Origin of the sequence: Stieleria bergensis (genome assembly GCA_007745635.1) — a bacterium.
GTDB classification, from domain to species: Bacteria; Planctomycetota; Planctomycetia; order Pirellulales; family Pirellulaceae; genus Stieleria; species Stieleria bergensis.
Map to the genome: position 1 here is coordinate 3,550,326 of CP036272.1, position 15,694 is coordinate 3,566,019.

Annotated in this window: 12 protein-coding genes; 11 read left to right on the plus strand and 1 reads right to left on the minus strand. The window is 55.4% G+C overall.

What is annotated here, in order from left to right:
* The first annotated feature begins 219 nt into the window (after positions 1-219).
* From SV7mr_RS12295 to SV7mr_RS12325, 6 genes are all read left to right on the plus strand, one after another.
* Complete coding sequence (locus tag SV7mr_RS12295) at positions 220-1,227, plus strand: AAA family ATPase (RefSeq protein ID WP_145272395.1); 1,008 nt, start codon at positions 220-222, stop codon at positions 1,225-1,227.
* Positions 1,228-1,284: 57 nt separating this feature from the next.
* Complete coding sequence (locus SV7mr_RS12300; RefSeq protein WP_145272397.1) at positions 1,285-2,160, plus strand: DUF58 domain-containing protein; 876 nt, start codon at positions 1,285-1,287, stop codon at positions 2,158-2,160.
* The gene (locus tag SV7mr_RS12305; RefSeq protein WP_419188437.1) at positions 2,157-3,224 is read left to right on the plus strand and encodes a BatD family protein; all 1,068 of its coding nucleotides are present in this window, start codon (positions 2,157-2,159) and stop codon (positions 3,222-3,224) included. Before SV7mr_RS12300 ends, SV7mr_RS12305 begins: the two co-directional genes overlap by 4 nt.
* A gap of 15 nt (positions 3,225-3,239) precedes the next feature.
* Complete coding sequence (locus tag SV7mr_RS12310; protein WP_145272403.1) at positions 3,240-4,310, plus strand: vWA domain-containing protein; 1,071 nt, start codon at positions 3,240-3,242, stop codon at positions 4,308-4,310.
* Positions 4,307-5,398: a vWA domain-containing protein gene (locus SV7mr_RS12315; RefSeq protein WP_145272406.1), complete on the plus strand. Its 1,092-nt coding sequence runs from the start codon at positions 4,307-4,309 to the stop codon at positions 5,396-5,398. Before SV7mr_RS12310 ends, SV7mr_RS12315 begins: the two co-directional genes overlap by 4 nt.
* A gap of 1,096 nt (positions 5,399-6,494) precedes the next feature.
* The gene (locus SV7mr_RS12325; RefSeq protein WP_145272412.1) at positions 6,495-9,317 is read left to right on the plus strand and encodes a BatD family protein; all 2,823 of its coding nucleotides are present in this window, start codon (positions 6,495-6,497) and stop codon (positions 9,315-9,317) included.
* 90 nt (positions 9,318-9,407) lie between these two features.
* Here the strand turns inward: SV7mr_RS12325 and SV7mr_RS12330 are convergent, their stop codons facing one another.
* Entirely contained in the window at positions 9,408-10,478 is a 1,071-nt protein-coding gene (locus SV7mr_RS12330) for a DUF481 domain-containing protein (RefSeq protein WP_145272414.1), read from the minus strand.
* 253 nt (positions 10,479-10,731) lie between these two features.
* Here SV7mr_RS12330 and SV7mr_RS12335 point away from each other — a divergent pair, with 253 nt between their 5' ends.
* The 5 genes from SV7mr_RS12335 to SV7mr_RS12355 all read left to right on the plus strand — a co-directional run bounded on the left by SV7mr_RS12335 (position 10,732) and on the right by SV7mr_RS12355 (position 15,536).
* On the plus strand, positions 10,732-11,100 hold the full coding sequence (locus SV7mr_RS12335; protein ID WP_145272417.1) for a TerB family tellurite resistance protein: 369 nt from the start codon (positions 10,732-10,734) through the stop codon (positions 11,098-11,100).
* A gap of 2 nt (positions 11,101-11,102) precedes the next feature.
* Entirely contained in the window at positions 11,103-11,765 is a 663-nt protein-coding gene (locus tag SV7mr_RS12340; protein ID WP_419187310.1) for a phosphopantothenoylcysteine decarboxylase domain-containing protein, read from the plus strand.
* Between the two features lie 21 nt (positions 11,766-11,786).
* Complete coding sequence (locus tag SV7mr_RS12345; protein WP_145272420.1) at positions 11,787-12,740, plus strand: dihydroorotate dehydrogenase; 954 nt, start codon at positions 11,787-11,789, stop codon at positions 12,738-12,740.
* A gap of 30 nt (positions 12,741-12,770) precedes the next feature.
* The gene (locus SV7mr_RS12350) at positions 12,771-14,573 is read left to right on the plus strand and encodes an ATP-binding cassette domain-containing protein (RefSeq protein ID WP_145278369.1); all 1,803 of its coding nucleotides are present in this window, start codon (positions 12,771-12,773) and stop codon (positions 14,571-14,573) included.
* 171 nt (positions 14,574-14,744) lie between these two features.
* The gene (locus tag SV7mr_RS12355; protein ID WP_419187312.1) at positions 14,745-15,536 is read left to right on the plus strand and encodes a DUF6690 family protein; all 792 of its coding nucleotides are present in this window, start codon (positions 14,745-14,747) and stop codon (positions 15,534-15,536) included.
* The last annotated feature ends 158 nt before the right edge of the window (positions 15,537-15,694 follow it).

The window sequence follows — 15,694 nt, forward strand, 5'->3', positions numbered from 1 at the left end:
CGCGTAGGCTTTGTCGACCAATCGGCAGCCTCAACAATCCGATCGCGCCCTGTCCGGCACGCATCGAACAGCCTGTTTGATCTTGCTCAGCACGGCAGTGACGGATATCTTCCCTATTTGGCGCCTGGCCGCCGCAAACCGTCTGATGTTTTGCGGCGTAGGATCAATGGAATGACCACACCTTTCAGTTGATTGGATTCAGTTTCACAAGGGGATACGATGGCCGCGGAAACGGTTTCTCACGAAGCGATCAATGCTTTGACCGCACAAATCAAGCAACAGAGCGAACCCTTTCAGCGGATCGTTGGACAAGTCAATCAAGTGCTTGTCGGGCAAGAGCAACTGGTCCATCGAATGCTGATCGGTTTACTTACCGGCGGCCACTTGCTGATTGAGGGTGTCCCCGGGCTGGCCAAGACCACTGCGGTGGCCAATCTTGCGAAAGCAATCGACACCGGCTTCCAACGCTTGCAATTCACTCCCGACTTGCTGCCGGCCGACTTAATTGGAACCCTAGTCTATCGGCCCCAAGACCAAACCTTCGTGGTCCAGAAAGGCCCGATTTTTTCCAACCTTATCTTGGCAGACGAGATCAATCGGGCGCCCGCGAAAGTCCAAAGCGCCCTGCTGGAAGCCATGCAGGAAGGCCAGGTCACAATCGGCAGTGAAACCTTCCCATTGGATGAACCCTTCCTCGTGATGGCGACTCAGAACCCGGTCGAACAAGAGGGAACGTACCCGCTGCCGGAAGCCCAGACAGACCGGTTTATGCTAAAGGTGGTGGTCGAATATCCAACTCGTGATGAAGAGCTGGAGATTCTTCGCCGCATGAGCAAAACGCACACCAAGTTCGATGTTAAAGCCGTTACCACGCCCGCCGAGATCATGGCGGCTCGTCGGTTGGTCGATCAAGTGTACGTGGCTGAAAACGTGGAGAACTACATCGTCGACCTCGTCATGGCGACTCGCACCCCACAGGCCTACGGGCTTGATCTGGCTGACCTGATTCAATTCGGCGGATCCCCTCGGGCTACGATCAATTTGGCATTAGCCGCCAAAGCAAATGCGTTCCTCTCCGGCCGCGGCTATGCAACACCACAGGACGTGAAAGCCATCGGCTTGGACGTCTTGCGTCACCGAGTGATCGTGACCTACGAAGCTGAGGCCGAAGAGCGAACAAGCGAAGCGATCGTTCAAGAGATTTTGGATCGCGTTCAGGCGCCCTGACTCCGTTGCACGATCGTTCCGATTCGCTGAGCGCCGCAACACCCATGTGAAGTCGCCATGGTCCCCAAAGAAGTCCTGCAGAAAATTCGTCGCATCCAGATTCGCACCTCTCACAAGGTAGACGAGTTGCTCGCTGGCAATTGGCACTCGGCCTTTAAGGGACGCGGGATCGAGTTTGAAGAGGTTCGGCCTTACCAGGTTGGCGATGACGTTCGCGCCATCGATTGGAACGTGACGGCACGAAGCGATCAACCATTCATCAAACTGTTCCATGAAGAGCGAGAGCTCTCGGTCATGCTCCTGGTCGACCTCAGTGCCTCTCAAGCGTTCGGAACCGGCGAACAAACCAAGCGAGACATCGTGGCGGAACTGGGCGCGACACTGGCGATGAGCGCCATTCGCAACAACGACAAGGTCGGCCTGACTCTGTTTACAGATGATGTTGAAAAGTCCATCCCGCCGCGCAAGGGACCGCGTCACGTCCTGCGATTGATTCACGAGTTGCTCTATTGCTCCCCCGTCGGATCAGGAACCAGCATCAAGCAAGCACTGCAACATTTGAACCGCACTTGCAAACGAAGAACTGTCGTGTTCCTCATTAGTGACTTCATCGACAACGATTACGAATCAGTGTTAAAAATCAGCGGTCGCAAACACGATATCGTACCGATCGTCGTTCATGATCCTCGAGAGATCAACATGCCCAACGTAGGCATGATCAAGCTGCGTGATGCCGAGTCTGGTGAAACGATCCGTCTGGACACCTCCAACCGCAAGAATCGACAACTGTTCGAAAAACTCGCTCGGCAGCAGAGTGAAGAACGCGATCGCCTGTTCCGCCGCATCAAACTGGCTCCCATTCATGTCACTACCGATGGTGACGTTGTCGAGACGTTACGGAAATACTTTCATCAACGCGAGGCACGACGATGATGCGCCGTTGGTCTTGGTGGATCGCGAAAGGGTGCCAGTTGTTTGTGGCGTTGCTGTGCTGCAGCCACATCGCAACCGCTCCGCGCGCCCTAGCGCAGGACAGCGCCGGCGTCCTGGCAAGTTCCAAATTGGAACAGGTAACATTTGATGCGCGTCTCTCTGAAACCTCCGTTCAGGTCGCGCAGCCGTTTTCGGTGTCAATCACCGTGATCGCTCCCAAGGGGGCTCGTGTGCGGCTGCCAGAGATTTCTGCGAAGCTCGGCAAATTTGAGGTGACAGAAATCACGGATCGCCTTGATCTGCCGATTGATGGTGAAGCGACAAAACGCCAATGGGTTCGGCGGGTCACACTGGAAACCATTCGCACGGGACAACAAGAGATCCCGCCGCTACAGGCCACCGTCGCTATCGACGAACAGGGAAAAACGCTGCTCTCCGAACCGCTGACCATTGATGTCGTCAGCGTCCTAGAGAATCGTCCAGACACCAGCCAGCCTCGCGCCGTCCGTTCCGTCATTGATCTCAATGAACCTCTACCTTCCCCCGATCCCAAGTGGCATCGTTGGGCATTGGGTGGCGGTGTCGCTTTTTTTCTCGCGTTGGCGCTACTGGCTTTCAAGCGACGCCGACCATCGATCAGCGCACAAGACTGGGCCTTGAGAGAAATTGAGGTGCTGCGTGATTCCGGCGTCATCGTCGAAGGTCACGCTCAACTTGTCACCAGCGAGATTTCAGCGATCCTACGCGAGTACGCAGAGCTGGAACTCGGGATCAATGCTGCAAGTCTCTCCGGCGAACAGTTCATGAACTCGTTGGCGGAGCAAAACGGCCTGTGCGATGAGTTGCTGACGGAGTATCAATCGATCTTCGATACCATCGAGTTAACAAGCTTTGCCGGCCTAGCCATCGGCCCCGGCGAACTGGCACGTCTAACCGATCGAGCGGAAACGCTGATCAAGACAACCGCCACGCAACTGGATCAAACACACAGCGTTTCATCATCCCCCAAACCAACCACCGCCGCTGACATGAATCTCAACGAACCACCGGTTTCCACTGGATAACCTCGGAGACTGCTGATGTTTGCTCACCCTTGGCTGTTATTGCTGTTACTGCTTGTGCCGTTTGCTGCGTGGAGAGTCTTTGCGCGACGCTCTCAACCTGGCATTCGTTTCAGCAGCGTCGGTCTTGCCAAACAACTGCGACCGACGCTGCGCCAGCGTCTGGCATGGCTGCCACCTGCACTCACCATCGCTGCGCTCGTTTTCTTGATCATCGCCATTGCACGTCCTCGTGAAGGGAGATCACAGACGTTCATCGATTCAGAGGGCATCGCCATCGAAATCGTCATCGACCGCAGCGGAAGCATGCAGGCGCTGGACTTTAAACTTGATGGCGAAAACGTTGATCGCTTGACCGCAATCAAAAACGTCGTCACAAAGTTTGTCAACGGAAGCGACGATCTGGAAGGCCGTGTGAGTGATCTTGTTGGCCTGGTTAGCTTCGCTGGTTACGCCGACGCCAAGACACCGCCGACGCTAGACCACCAGTTCTTGGTCAACCAGCTCGACAACACCGAGATCGTCAACTCACAGGCAGAAGACGGCACGGCGATCGGCGACGCTATCTCATTGGCCGTGGAGAAACTGGTCGCACTGGACAACCGTCAGAAAGACAAAGTTAAAAGCAAGATCATCATCCTCCTAACCGATGGCGAAAACAATGCCGGCGACATGGATCCCGTCCAAGCCGCCGAACTGGCTCAAACACTCGACGTGAAAATTTACACCATCGGTGTCGGCACCAAGGGACAGGCGCCCGTTCCCGTGATCGACCGTTTTAGCGGACGTAAGTTCCTGAGAATGATCGATGTGAATATCGACGAAGACACGCTCACGAAAGTGGCTCAGGCAACGGGCGGCAAGTATTTTCGCGCCGTGGACACCGATTCGCTTGAGAACATCTACCGCGAAATTGACGCCCTGGAAAAGACCAAGGTCGAGGCTCAACATTACGTGGACTATCGCGAGCTAGCCGTACAAGATTACCGCGTCGCAGGGTTTTCCATTCCACCGCTGTTGCTGCTAGCCTTCCTGTTGCTGCTCCTGCGCTGGGTCCTACAAGAAACCTGGTTGAGGGAATTGTCATGAATCCCGATGTGCAAATGGGTCACCCCGCCAGTCTCTGGCTGATCGTTCCAGTCTTGGCTGGTTTCCTGATCGCTGGCTACGCTCTCGATGCGCGGCGCCGGGCTGCCCTTCAATTTTCATCGCGGACCGGTGGACAGCGCCGACTCGTTGGCCGTAGACATCTCTGGTCGGGGCTTCTGGTCGGGACCGCTTTGATCTGCCTTGCCTTGGCGATGCTGGACATCCGCTGGGGAAAGACTCGCCGTGAAGTGCCTCAAAAAGGCATCGAGGTCATGTTTCTGCTGGATGTCTCACGCAGCATGTTGGCCGAAGACGCCACACCAAACCGCCTTGAACGTGCCAAACAACAGATCTTGGACATGATCGCGGAAATGGCAGGCGATCGCATCGGCTTGGTCGCCTTCGCTGGCGACACTCGCCAAGTCGTGCCCATGACAACGCACTACGACGATTTCCGCGACAGCCTAAAAAGCGTGGGACCACACACCTTAAAACGTGGTGGTTCCAAACTTGGGCAAGCCATTGAATCGGCCGCTTCAGGATTCATCTCAATCGACAATGATCACAAAGCCATGGTCATCCTGACTGACGGAGAGGACCAAGAGAGCGACCCCGTCACGATCGCCAAACAACTGCACGAAGAGAACGGCGTGCGGATTTTCACCATCGGACTCGGTGACTTCGAAAAAGGGGCTCGAATCCCCGATCAACAGGACAAGTTCAATCAGTTTGTTCAGCATGAGGGCCAACAGGTTTGGTCCAAACTGAACGGCTCGATCTTGAAAGAGATCGCGACCGAAACCGACGGTGCCTACATCCCAGCAGAAACCAAACAGGTCAATATGGCGGATGTGTATCACCAATACGTCGCCAACGTCCCACAGACAGAGTTTAAAAGCGCGACCATCGATGCGTACACACCGCGTTTCCAGTGGTTTGCCATCCCAGCGTTGATTCTGCTGATGCTGGAAATCTGGGTCAGCACCGCCAAAGCAAAACATCACAAAGACACGCGGGTCAATCTGCCGCAGAACAGTCGTGAACACCATTCATCCACAGACCAGCCGTCTGGCACACATGCCGCATAAAGGAATGTCTAGATGAAGCATGCACTCTATTTATTCGCCTCCCTGTTGATCGCACCAGCGTGGGTCACAGCGCAGGAACCCGAACCATTCGCCGCAAAGATCAACGCTGCCAACAAGCTTGTCCAACAAGGTGAATACGAACCCGCCATTGAGGAATACCAAGCACTGAAGGCCAGCGCCTCGCAACGCGACCACTTGAACTACAACCTAGCCGTTGCCCACTTTAAAAACGGTGACATCAGTCCTGCCGCTGAACTCTTTGAAGCGACGTCGAAATCCTCCGACACTCAAGTGGCATCTGACAGTCGATACAACTTGGGAAATTGCCGCTACAGCGAGGCACTGCAACAGCAACAAGAGGCTCCTGACGAAGCGATTGAGCTCTTAAACCAAGCAATCACCAACTATCGCAGTGCCCTTCGACTGGACTCCACCAACGCCGACGCCCGGGCGAACATCGAACTCGCCGTCAACTTGCTGGACCAATTGGACCAACAAAACCAAGACCAACAAAACCAAGACCAACAAAACCAAGATCAGCAAAACCAAGATCAGCAAAACCAAGATCAGCAAAACCAAGATCAGCAAAACCAAGATCAGCAAAACCAAGATCAGCAAAACCAAGATCAGCAAANCCAAGATCAGCAAAGCCAAGATCAGCAAAGCCAAGATCAGCAAAGCCAAGATCAGCAAAGCCAAGATCAGCAAAGCCAAGATCAGCAAAGCCAAAGCATGCAGGGTCAACAAGATGATCCACAGGAGTCGCCCGAGCAGGATGGGAATGGTGCCTCGAAGCCAGCTGATGATGCTGACTCGGAAGACAAGCCGGAGGATCGCCCCAATACAGCCACTGGTGAACTGACCAGCGAAAACGACAACCAGCCACCGGCCCAGGGGACAGCTGTGTCTGGCGAAACGGAGGACGAGCGACCAATGACTCGCGAAGAGGCACTGAAACTACTGCAATCGGTTCGCGACCGCGACATGATCCGGCGTTTGACGCAAGAACGTCGTGAGCGCAGCCGCAGCATTCCTGTCGCCCGCGACTGGTGATTCCACGAACAACTCACGAGCCATTCATTCCATCGAATTGCCAATGAACCGCTTTATCATCCTTCTTGCTGCACTGTCATTGCAAGCTGTTGCCATTGGCACAGCAACAGCGCAGCAAATTGCCGTTCAACTCTCGACGCGGGAAACCTATGTGGATTCAGCGATCACATTGACCCTCCAAGCCGCGGTCGATGACGAATACGAATTGCCCGCAACACCGGTGATCGATGGTTGCCAGATTCGACGCGATGGAGCTCCCAGGACGATCCGCCAAACGACCAATCTGAATGGTCGGGTCACACGGATGAACATCGTCTCCATCACATACACCATCACACCGGAACGTGAAGGCACGTTTGAGCTACCGCCTTTGGAGATGAAGGTCGGGGGGAAGACACTGCGCACCGAAGCACAGCGTTTTGTGGCCTCCAAGAGTGAAACAGGTGACCTACTGTTCGTGGAAGTCGAAGGCGGCGCAAGCCAAGTCTATGTCGGCCAAGCACTGGTCCAGACACTAAAAATCTGGATCAAACCCTACATTGATCGCGAGAATAACATCAAGCTCGATGCCGGTAATATGTGGAACACCGTCTCCCAGCAAACCAACTGGGGAAGCTTTGGGGATCGAATGCAGGAACTGGACTCAAATGGCCAGCGTCCCGGGGGCCGGGAGGTGCTGCGCACCGACGACGATGGAAATGAGCGTGCCTACTACCTGTACGAAATCGACACCACACTGTATCCCCGCCGTCCGGGCAAGATTGATGCCGGTGACCTTCGAGTCGTGGTTAATTACCCCACAGAAATTGGCCGCGCGAGAGACCCCTTCGACAGCATGTTTCGCGGCGGTCCCTTTGGAGGGTCACGTCTGTCCCAGTTAATGGACGAAGACGGCTTCGCATCTCCCTTTCGCAATCGCCTGGCCGTAACCGCGGTACGCCCCATCTCGGCCCAAGCCTCCGTCGATGAAACCACCATCTTGCCAATCCCGACTGAGGGGCGACCTGAGGGCTATCGCGGCGCGGTGGGCTCGTATCGAATCCTAACCGAGGCCGGGCCCAAGAGTGTCAACGCCGGTGATCCCATCGAACTGCGGATTGGCATTTTCGGGGACGGACCGATGGAGTTGGTCCAGTCGCCTCCCCTGGCGCAACTCACGTCTCTGACAGACGGGTTCAAGGTTGCCGACGATTCACCGGGAGGCTTTGTTCATGACGATTCAAAAGTGTTTCTCACGACGGTCCGTCCACGCAACGAGTCCATCACCGAAATTCCGGCCATCCCGTTCAGCTTTTTCCATCCGCAAACAAAGTCGTATAAGACGGTTTACAGCGAGCCGATTCCCATTACGGTTGCCAAAGGTGAAGTTCTCGCTTTTGATCAGATCGTCAGCAATCATCAAGCGGCAGAGGATGGCGACCCATCGAATGTCGTTCTGCAGCCCAACTTTGACAACTCTGATTCAGCGAGCGTTCTGGAATCACAGCGATTTGACACCCCTGCAAGCGGGTGGCTGGCGTTGATCGTCGTTCCCGCATTGGTGTGGCTCGTGACCTTCTTGGCCGTCCGAACCTCCGTTTTCCGAACAGCCTGGGCGTCTCTTCGGAGCTGCATTCTGTCCGAGCGAACGCGTTGCCAGTCCGATCTCGAACGAGCTCAGAGCCTGGCGGACATCGAAACCGCGCTGGTTCGGTTCATTGCCAATGGATTGGAACGCAAGCAACTTCGTGGCATGCAGAGTGCGATCGGTGCTCTGCGTCTGGCGGGTTTCCGCGAACTAGCTTTGGCCTTCGAGACCGAGTGGAACGCCTGCACCCGTCGACACAGCGGCATCGCCGAGCACGTTGATCTCTCCAGCAGTCGACAGCGTCTCTTCCACTTAGTCGATCGGCTCGATTCAGGGCTTCGTCGCAATCGCAAATCCGACGTCCGTCCCGCTTTATCCACCTCTCGTAAGCCAGCGGATAAATCCACGAACCCTGCTCCCGCACAAGGCTTGCTGGTTCTTCTTGCTCTTGGGCTGCAATCCATTGCTCCCGAGACGCTCCATGCCGAATCGACAACGCCTCAACACAGTCACTCGATCGCCCTCACCGGCGAACAGCAACAGGTGATCCTCGACGAGGCAACGCAGACTTATCGACAGGCAATGGCGGTCATCGAAACAGATCGAGCCGAAGCAAACGAGCTTCTCTCCACCGCGATGGCAAAGTATCAACTGTTAATTGACGCCGGTGTGCACAGTGCGCAGCTGTTTCAAAATCAAGGCAATGCATGCTTTCAGTCCGGAAGACTGGGCGCCGCGATTGCCAACTACCAGAATGGCCTAGCACTGAATCCACTTGACCGCCAGTTAAAAACCAACCTGGATGCTGTGATGGCCGTCGTCGAATCCAAACGGTCGGGGGAATCAGAAATGCCATTGGAAAAGCGAGCCAACGTCCTGGATGTCGTCTCCTATTTCAACCAAGCACTACTCGCAGCGACCGGCCGCACGGTGATGCTCGGCCTACTGGCGTTATCCTCTCTGCTATTCTGGGCACTGCTGTTCGTCTGGATCTTTCGCCCAACGTTCCCAGTACGAATCTTGGCAATTGGGCCGTTCATTTTGCTGGCGGTGTCGGCGATCTCACTGTGGCTGGCCAGCGAAACCAAGCACACGAATTTTCAAGCCGTGCTTGTATCCAAACAAGTTGTGCTTCATAGCGGTGATGGGCAAGAATTTGACCGAGTCGCCGAGATCGCCAGTGCAGACGGCGTGCAAGTCAACATTCTCGAACAACGCTCAGGTTGGCTGCAAATTGAGACCGCCCAGAACCAGCAAGGCTGGATCCCACGCGAGGACGCCATCCAGTTCTGGCAATAGCCACACTCCCATCAGCCGTTTTGGCGTTCGGCGCCGCACCCCAAAAACGGGCCTAACGGCCCGCGAATACTCGGGGACACTCCAGGCAGACTAAAACTTATAACGCAACAATGCGGTGTAATAGAAATCGTTTGGACGAGCTCCCTGCGGAGTGCTGTCGTAACGATCGGTGATCGATAGTCGCAGTGTGAGCGCGTCATCGGCGGTCAGCAACAGATCCCAGTTCGCTTCGCTGACCACACGATAGTCGCTCAGATCATTCCAACTGGGGAAGTATTCCAACTTGCCGTTGATTTCGTTGTACCCGTTGATTTCCCAAAAGCCTTCGATCGAAGCGACGGCTTCAGGAGTCCACGAATCGTCGGGGCCACCAAACTCGCGCGACGCACCGGCACCCAGACGTCCGGTCAACCGGCGTTTGTCTTCGCGAATCCAATCGTACCCCAAACCAGCGTTCATATTCAGACGCGAATCAAAGGCTTTAAATTGATCCCACTCCACACTGGCTTTGGCAAACGCACTCCAAGCCGTGTTCTGATGCAATCGCTCATAACTCCAATTGAATCGCCCGTTATTCTCTGATCGAATCCCCGTATTGGAGGCATTTCGATAAGCCACGTCGATCTCGATCACGCGAAACTCATTGGCGCGTTTCAGATCAATCCCTGTTTGCATCGCCAAGGTATCTGAGTTCCCGCTACTGCCATCGATGCCAAACTCAGCCGCACCGCTCCAATCGGCTGCCATCCAGCTAAATCCTTTCGCGATCGGTCGATAGACCTGTGACTGCGTGAAGGCCGGTTGTTTTAGAAAGCCAACGGTTTGGAAAACGCTTTCGTGTGAATCTGAATTCGATTCCGCTGCTTCTCTGTCCGTTTCGCCACCCTCCGCTGCTTCTCCGTCTGGGGCCAACACCGTTTCGCTATCGACGGGCTCCTCGGTATCCTCAGATGCCGCCGGCAAGTTCTCGGTCACTGCCGGCAGCACATCCAGCTGAAACACAGCGGTCGCCAGCGGTTGATGGTCAACGTGACTGGAGGGGGAATCGTCGGCATCTGCTGGCAGTGCAACAACAGCCAGCGACAACAGAAACGGCAGCGACAAACCCAGTTGCCGAACACAAGAGGCACGAAAAGCTGTGGCAATGAACAATCGAAACACGGGCAGAGCAAGTAATCATAAGGTGGCTCGCAGCACAAAACGCTGCCTTGACAACAATCTTGCTTGTTGACTACCAAAGCCCTGCCAGCGCTGTCAGCGCCAATCTGACCGGATGCCGCCACTTCGATGGCATCTTCCTTCGGTCTGCTCGGTAAGATTCCAATCCATGCGAGTCCTCTTCGCCGTGCTACCCATCAAACCAGCGGACAGCGTTCCGCTAGGCAAGCGGGCGAGCACTGGGTAAGATGCCCAAATGAGCAGTCACAGCAGCCGCAGCGATCGAATCCGCCGACTACGGAACTTGGTCGTAATGGCCATGGCCGATGGCTACTTTGCGCAACGAGAAGTGGCGTTGTTCGCGGACCGCTGCGGCGAACTGGAGCTCGGCGAACTGGAACTTCAGCAGGCGATTCGCTACGGATTGGATGACGATGCCGCCCTGCATCTGCCCAGCGATCGCCAGACTTGTGAAGCCTTGATGGTGGACCTTGTGCGGATGATGGCTGCCGACGGTGTCCTTGATGAAAGCGAAAAACGGCTGTTTGCCCTGGCGGCTGCCAAAATGAACATCGAAACTAGTACCTTAAATGTTTTGATTAGCCGAGCTCTGAAAGAATACTAGTCGTGGCGAAAATCTTGATCACATCCGGGCCGACGCGTCAGTACCTGGACCCGGTGCGTTATTTGTCAAACGCATCCAGCGGTCGCATGGGCGCCGCCCTTGCCCAGGCTGCGATCGACCAAGGCCACCAGGTGATCCTGGTCTCGGGGCCTGTCTCGATCGAGTACCCCTCGCAAGCCACAGTGATTCCCGTCGTTAGCACGGATGACATGCTGCGTGAAAGCAGTCGCTGGTTTCCCCAGTGTGATGGCATGATTGGTGCCGCTGCCCCTTGCGACTACATGCCCAAATTTATCGAAGCCGAAAAAATAGCGAAAACCGGTCAGCCGTTGCAGCTGCAACTGATCGAAACTCCCGACGTCGTCGCCACTCTCGGTCAAGCCAAGCAGCCGCACCAATGGGTCGTGGGATTTGCCTTGGAATCAGAGGACCGTCACTTCCGGGCCATCGTGAAGCTTGAAAAGAAGCATTGCGACTTAATCGTTAGCAATGGTCCAGCGGCGATTGATGCCGAGCGCAACGAGGTCGAATTGATTGATCCCAGCGGCGCGATCGTCACCAAGATCACCGACACCAAGGAAGCCGTCGCGCAACATCTGATGGCAGAGATCCAAAGGCGTTTGATCGACCAAACCGTTCCACCACATCGTGCCAGCAACCTTTAATTGAAACGAATAGCGATAGCGATGAATCAAGCGACAGCCACTCCCACTGACAGCGATCAACCGATCCCCAACGTCGACCTATCGACCAAGCTCGGTCGCCTTGCATTGCCCAACCCGATCATGGTTGCCTCGGGGACCTTTGGTTATGCCCGTGAGATGCAAGAGGTCGTCGACGTCAGCAAGCTCGGTGGCGTGCTTCCCAAAACAATCACTGCCGAACCACGCGTCGGAAACGCTCCCTGGCGGACCGTTGAAACCACCGGTGGTCTCTTAAACGCCATCGGACTGGACAATGACGGGGTGGATGCTTTTTGCGAACATCACCTGCCCTACTTAGTAACGCTTAACACACCCATCGTGGTCAGCGTTGCCGGACGCACCGAAGACGACTTTGTCAGTTTGGCTCAACTTGTCGGCCAACTGGGAGTCGCAGCCGTCGAACTGAATCTGTCCTGCCCCAATGTTAGCGGTGGAATCGACTTCGGCACCAATGCCTCATCCTGCCATGACGTTGTCGCCGCTGCTCGCAAGGCTTGCCCTGTCCCGATTCTTGCCAAATTGACTCCCAATGTGACTCGCATTGCCGAGATTGCCAAAGCGGCCCAGGAGGGCGGCGCCGATGCGGTGTGCCTGATCAATACCGTTTTGGCGATGGCTGTCGACTGGAAGAAACGCAAGCCGATTCTTGGAAACGGGATGGGCGGATTGAGTGGGCCGGCAATCAAGCCCATCGCACTGCGTTGCGTGCACCAAGTCGCCAGCGCGGTCGACATTCCCATCATCGGTATCGGTGGCATTGCCAATATTGATGACGTGATGCAGTTCTTGGTGACCGGTGCCTCGGCTGTCCAAATCGGCACAGCCAATTACTACGACCCAACGCTATCGACGCGATTGGTCGATCAGTTGCCAGCAGCCCTGGCGGAAATCAATGCCTCCTCAGTGTCGGATGTCATCCGTACACTGCAAGTTTGAGCATCTTAGGAAATAGCAGCAACGATGGCACTGATTACTCTAGAAGAAGTCTCGATCGGATTTCGCGGCCCCAACCTGCTGGACAACGTCACAGCACGAATCGAGCGTGGGCAACGCATCGGCTTGCTCGGTCGAAACGGCGCGGGCAAAACCACGCTGCTAAAAATGCTTGCCGGGGACATTGCTCCGGATCACGGGCAAATTCAAGTCTCCGACCAAGCCAAGGTTGCGCGACTGACGCAGGACGTTCCCGATGATCTAAGCGGCACGATCGCAGAAGTCGTGATTCAAGGATTCGATGCGGCTCTTGTCGCCGACGACTCCACTCGCTGGGCTGCCGAGCACGCCGTGGAATCGACGCTCTCCAAAATGCAACTGGATCCCGACGCGGATGTGGCTTCACTGTCCAGCGGAATGAAACGCCGCGTGCTGCTGGCCAAAGCCATCGTTGCTGATCCCGACTTGCTTCTGCTGGACGAACCCACCAACCACTTGGACATTGAATCCATCCTGTGGCTCGAAGACTTCCTGGCACGCTGGCCCAAAACACTGCTGTTCATCACTCACGACCGCAGTTTTCTTCAGCGTTTGGCAACTCGAATCTGGGAAGTCGATCGCGGCAACCTGTTTGATTGGACCTGTGACTATCCCACTTTTCTGAAACGCAAAGAAGCAGCACTGCATGCGGAAGAAAAGCAAAACGCCTTGTTCGACAAACGCTTGGCCGAAGAAGAAGCTTGGATCCGCCAAGGCATCAAAGCGCGTCGAACGCGCAACGAAGGACGCGTCAGACGCCTCAAGGAGATGCGATCGCAACGCAGCCAGCGCCAGAACCGTCAGGGCACGGCAAAGATTGAAGTCCAAGACGCCATCCGCAGTGGTGCCTTGGTCGCCAAACTGGATGAAGTCAGCTTCAGCTACGGTGATCATTGCATCATCGATGACTTTTCCAGCGTCCTGATGCGTGGTGACAAGGTGGGGATCATCGGTCCCAATGGCGCGGGCAAGTCAACGCTGCTCAAACTCTTGCTGGGGAAACTCCAGCCGACTCAGGGCGAGATCAAACTAGGCACAAACCTTCAGGTCGCCTACTTTGATCAACTTCGCGACACCCTTGACCCCGAATTGACAGTTCAGGAGAACGTGGCGGATTCGTCCGACCAAATCAAGATTGGCAACAAGACCAAACACATCATGGGGTACTTGCAAGACTATCTTTTCACGCCCGAACGAGCGCGTACAAAGGTCAAGTTCATTAGTGGTGGCGAACGCAACCGTGCGTTGCTGGCAAAACTGATGACCCAGCCCGCCAACGTCTTGGTGCTGGACGAACCGACTAACGACCTGGACAGCGAGACACTGGAGTTACTTGAGGAACTGCTGATCGATTACGATGGCACCGTGCTGCTAGTCAGTCACGACCGGAGCTTTCTGAACAACGTCGTCACCAGCACGATCGTTTTTGAAGAGGAAACAATTCGCCCCTATGTCGGCGGCTACGACGAATGGCAGGCCGCCGTCCAGCGCCGCCAAACAGAGGCTTCCGAAACCCCACCCGCGACGAAGAAGTCAACCAAAGAAACTCCTCCTGCGACGACCAGCACCGAGCCGGAGAAACGCAAACTCTCTTACAAAGAGAAGCGTGAACTGGAGTCCCTGCCGGAACGCATCGAACAACTTGAACTGCAGGTCGCTCAGATCCATGAAACCATGGCCGAGCCTAGCTTCTACCAGAAACCGGGCGACGTGATCGCCAAGACCACTCAAGAGCTGGAATCAATCCAATCGGAATTATCCTCAGCGTTCGAGCGTTGGGAAGAATTGGAATCTTAGGGACGTTTCATCCAACGCCACCCACCGAACAAAAGCTACGATCGGCACGTTCATTGCTTGCCGACTCACCGCGAGGATTTGATTCCGCCCACGCATCTTGGCAACAAGATCTCTCTCGGGCATGCCGACATTGATAGGGGATATTGTTTCGCTATCAATTTTGGATGCACGATGAGTCTTACCACAATCGCCAAACGCTTTGCTCCTGTTGGTCTGGGCATGATGGCCATTGGAGCCATCTTGTCTTATGAAACCGATCTTGGGCAGGACACCATCAGCACCGTGTCGACTCTGTTTGACGGCAGCTCTGCCAGCGACACTTCAAAATCGCCCACAAGCCCCAGCACCAATCGGCTAGGCGATATTGAAAACGTTCGTGATGCGACGCTCTCGAGCAGCCGCTACGATCCAGAGTTAGTGGCCGAACTGACCGGGATTCCCACGGCCGATCAGGGAGGGCCTTCGCTTGCCGGCAGGCCCGTGGAAGATTTTCGCGAACTGTTGCGTTTCGATCTCACACCGGCCGCGCTGATGACTCGGTATTCGCGGATCAGCACGACATTGGCTGACATGCGTCTCAAAGGCATGCGTGTCCCCGTTGTCACCGGTACGCGCGCTGATGACCTTGCAGGCACACTCACCTACTATTTCGACGGTGCGGCTCAATTGCAACGTGTCACCTTTGAAGGCTTCACCGGTGATCATCGGCGGATCACCCAAACAATGACATCCTTCTATGGACTCAAACCCGAGCCAACCCTCGCGGCCGGTGTGTTCACAAAACGTTGGAATGGCAGACCCGTGCACTTTCTGCGTCTGAGCCTGGCGCCCGTGGTTTACAGTGATGCGGTCCATCAAAAGTACGCGATTTTCCTGGAACTGAACCAGCCAAACTTGGCGTACGGAATTAGCAAAGATGCCCAGCGGATCGTGCATGCGGACAAAGCAACCGGACAGTGGTAACCCGTTCGCGGGAACCGTCAGAGTTGACTTTGCCGGTGACCCTTCGCATTCTCCGCACGCGGTTTTGGGCAGGACGCCACAAACGAGCGACACGCGCGCCTGAAACACCCCCAATTGATGCCCGTCTGAAAATCATTCTGTCTACCAACTGAGCCCAA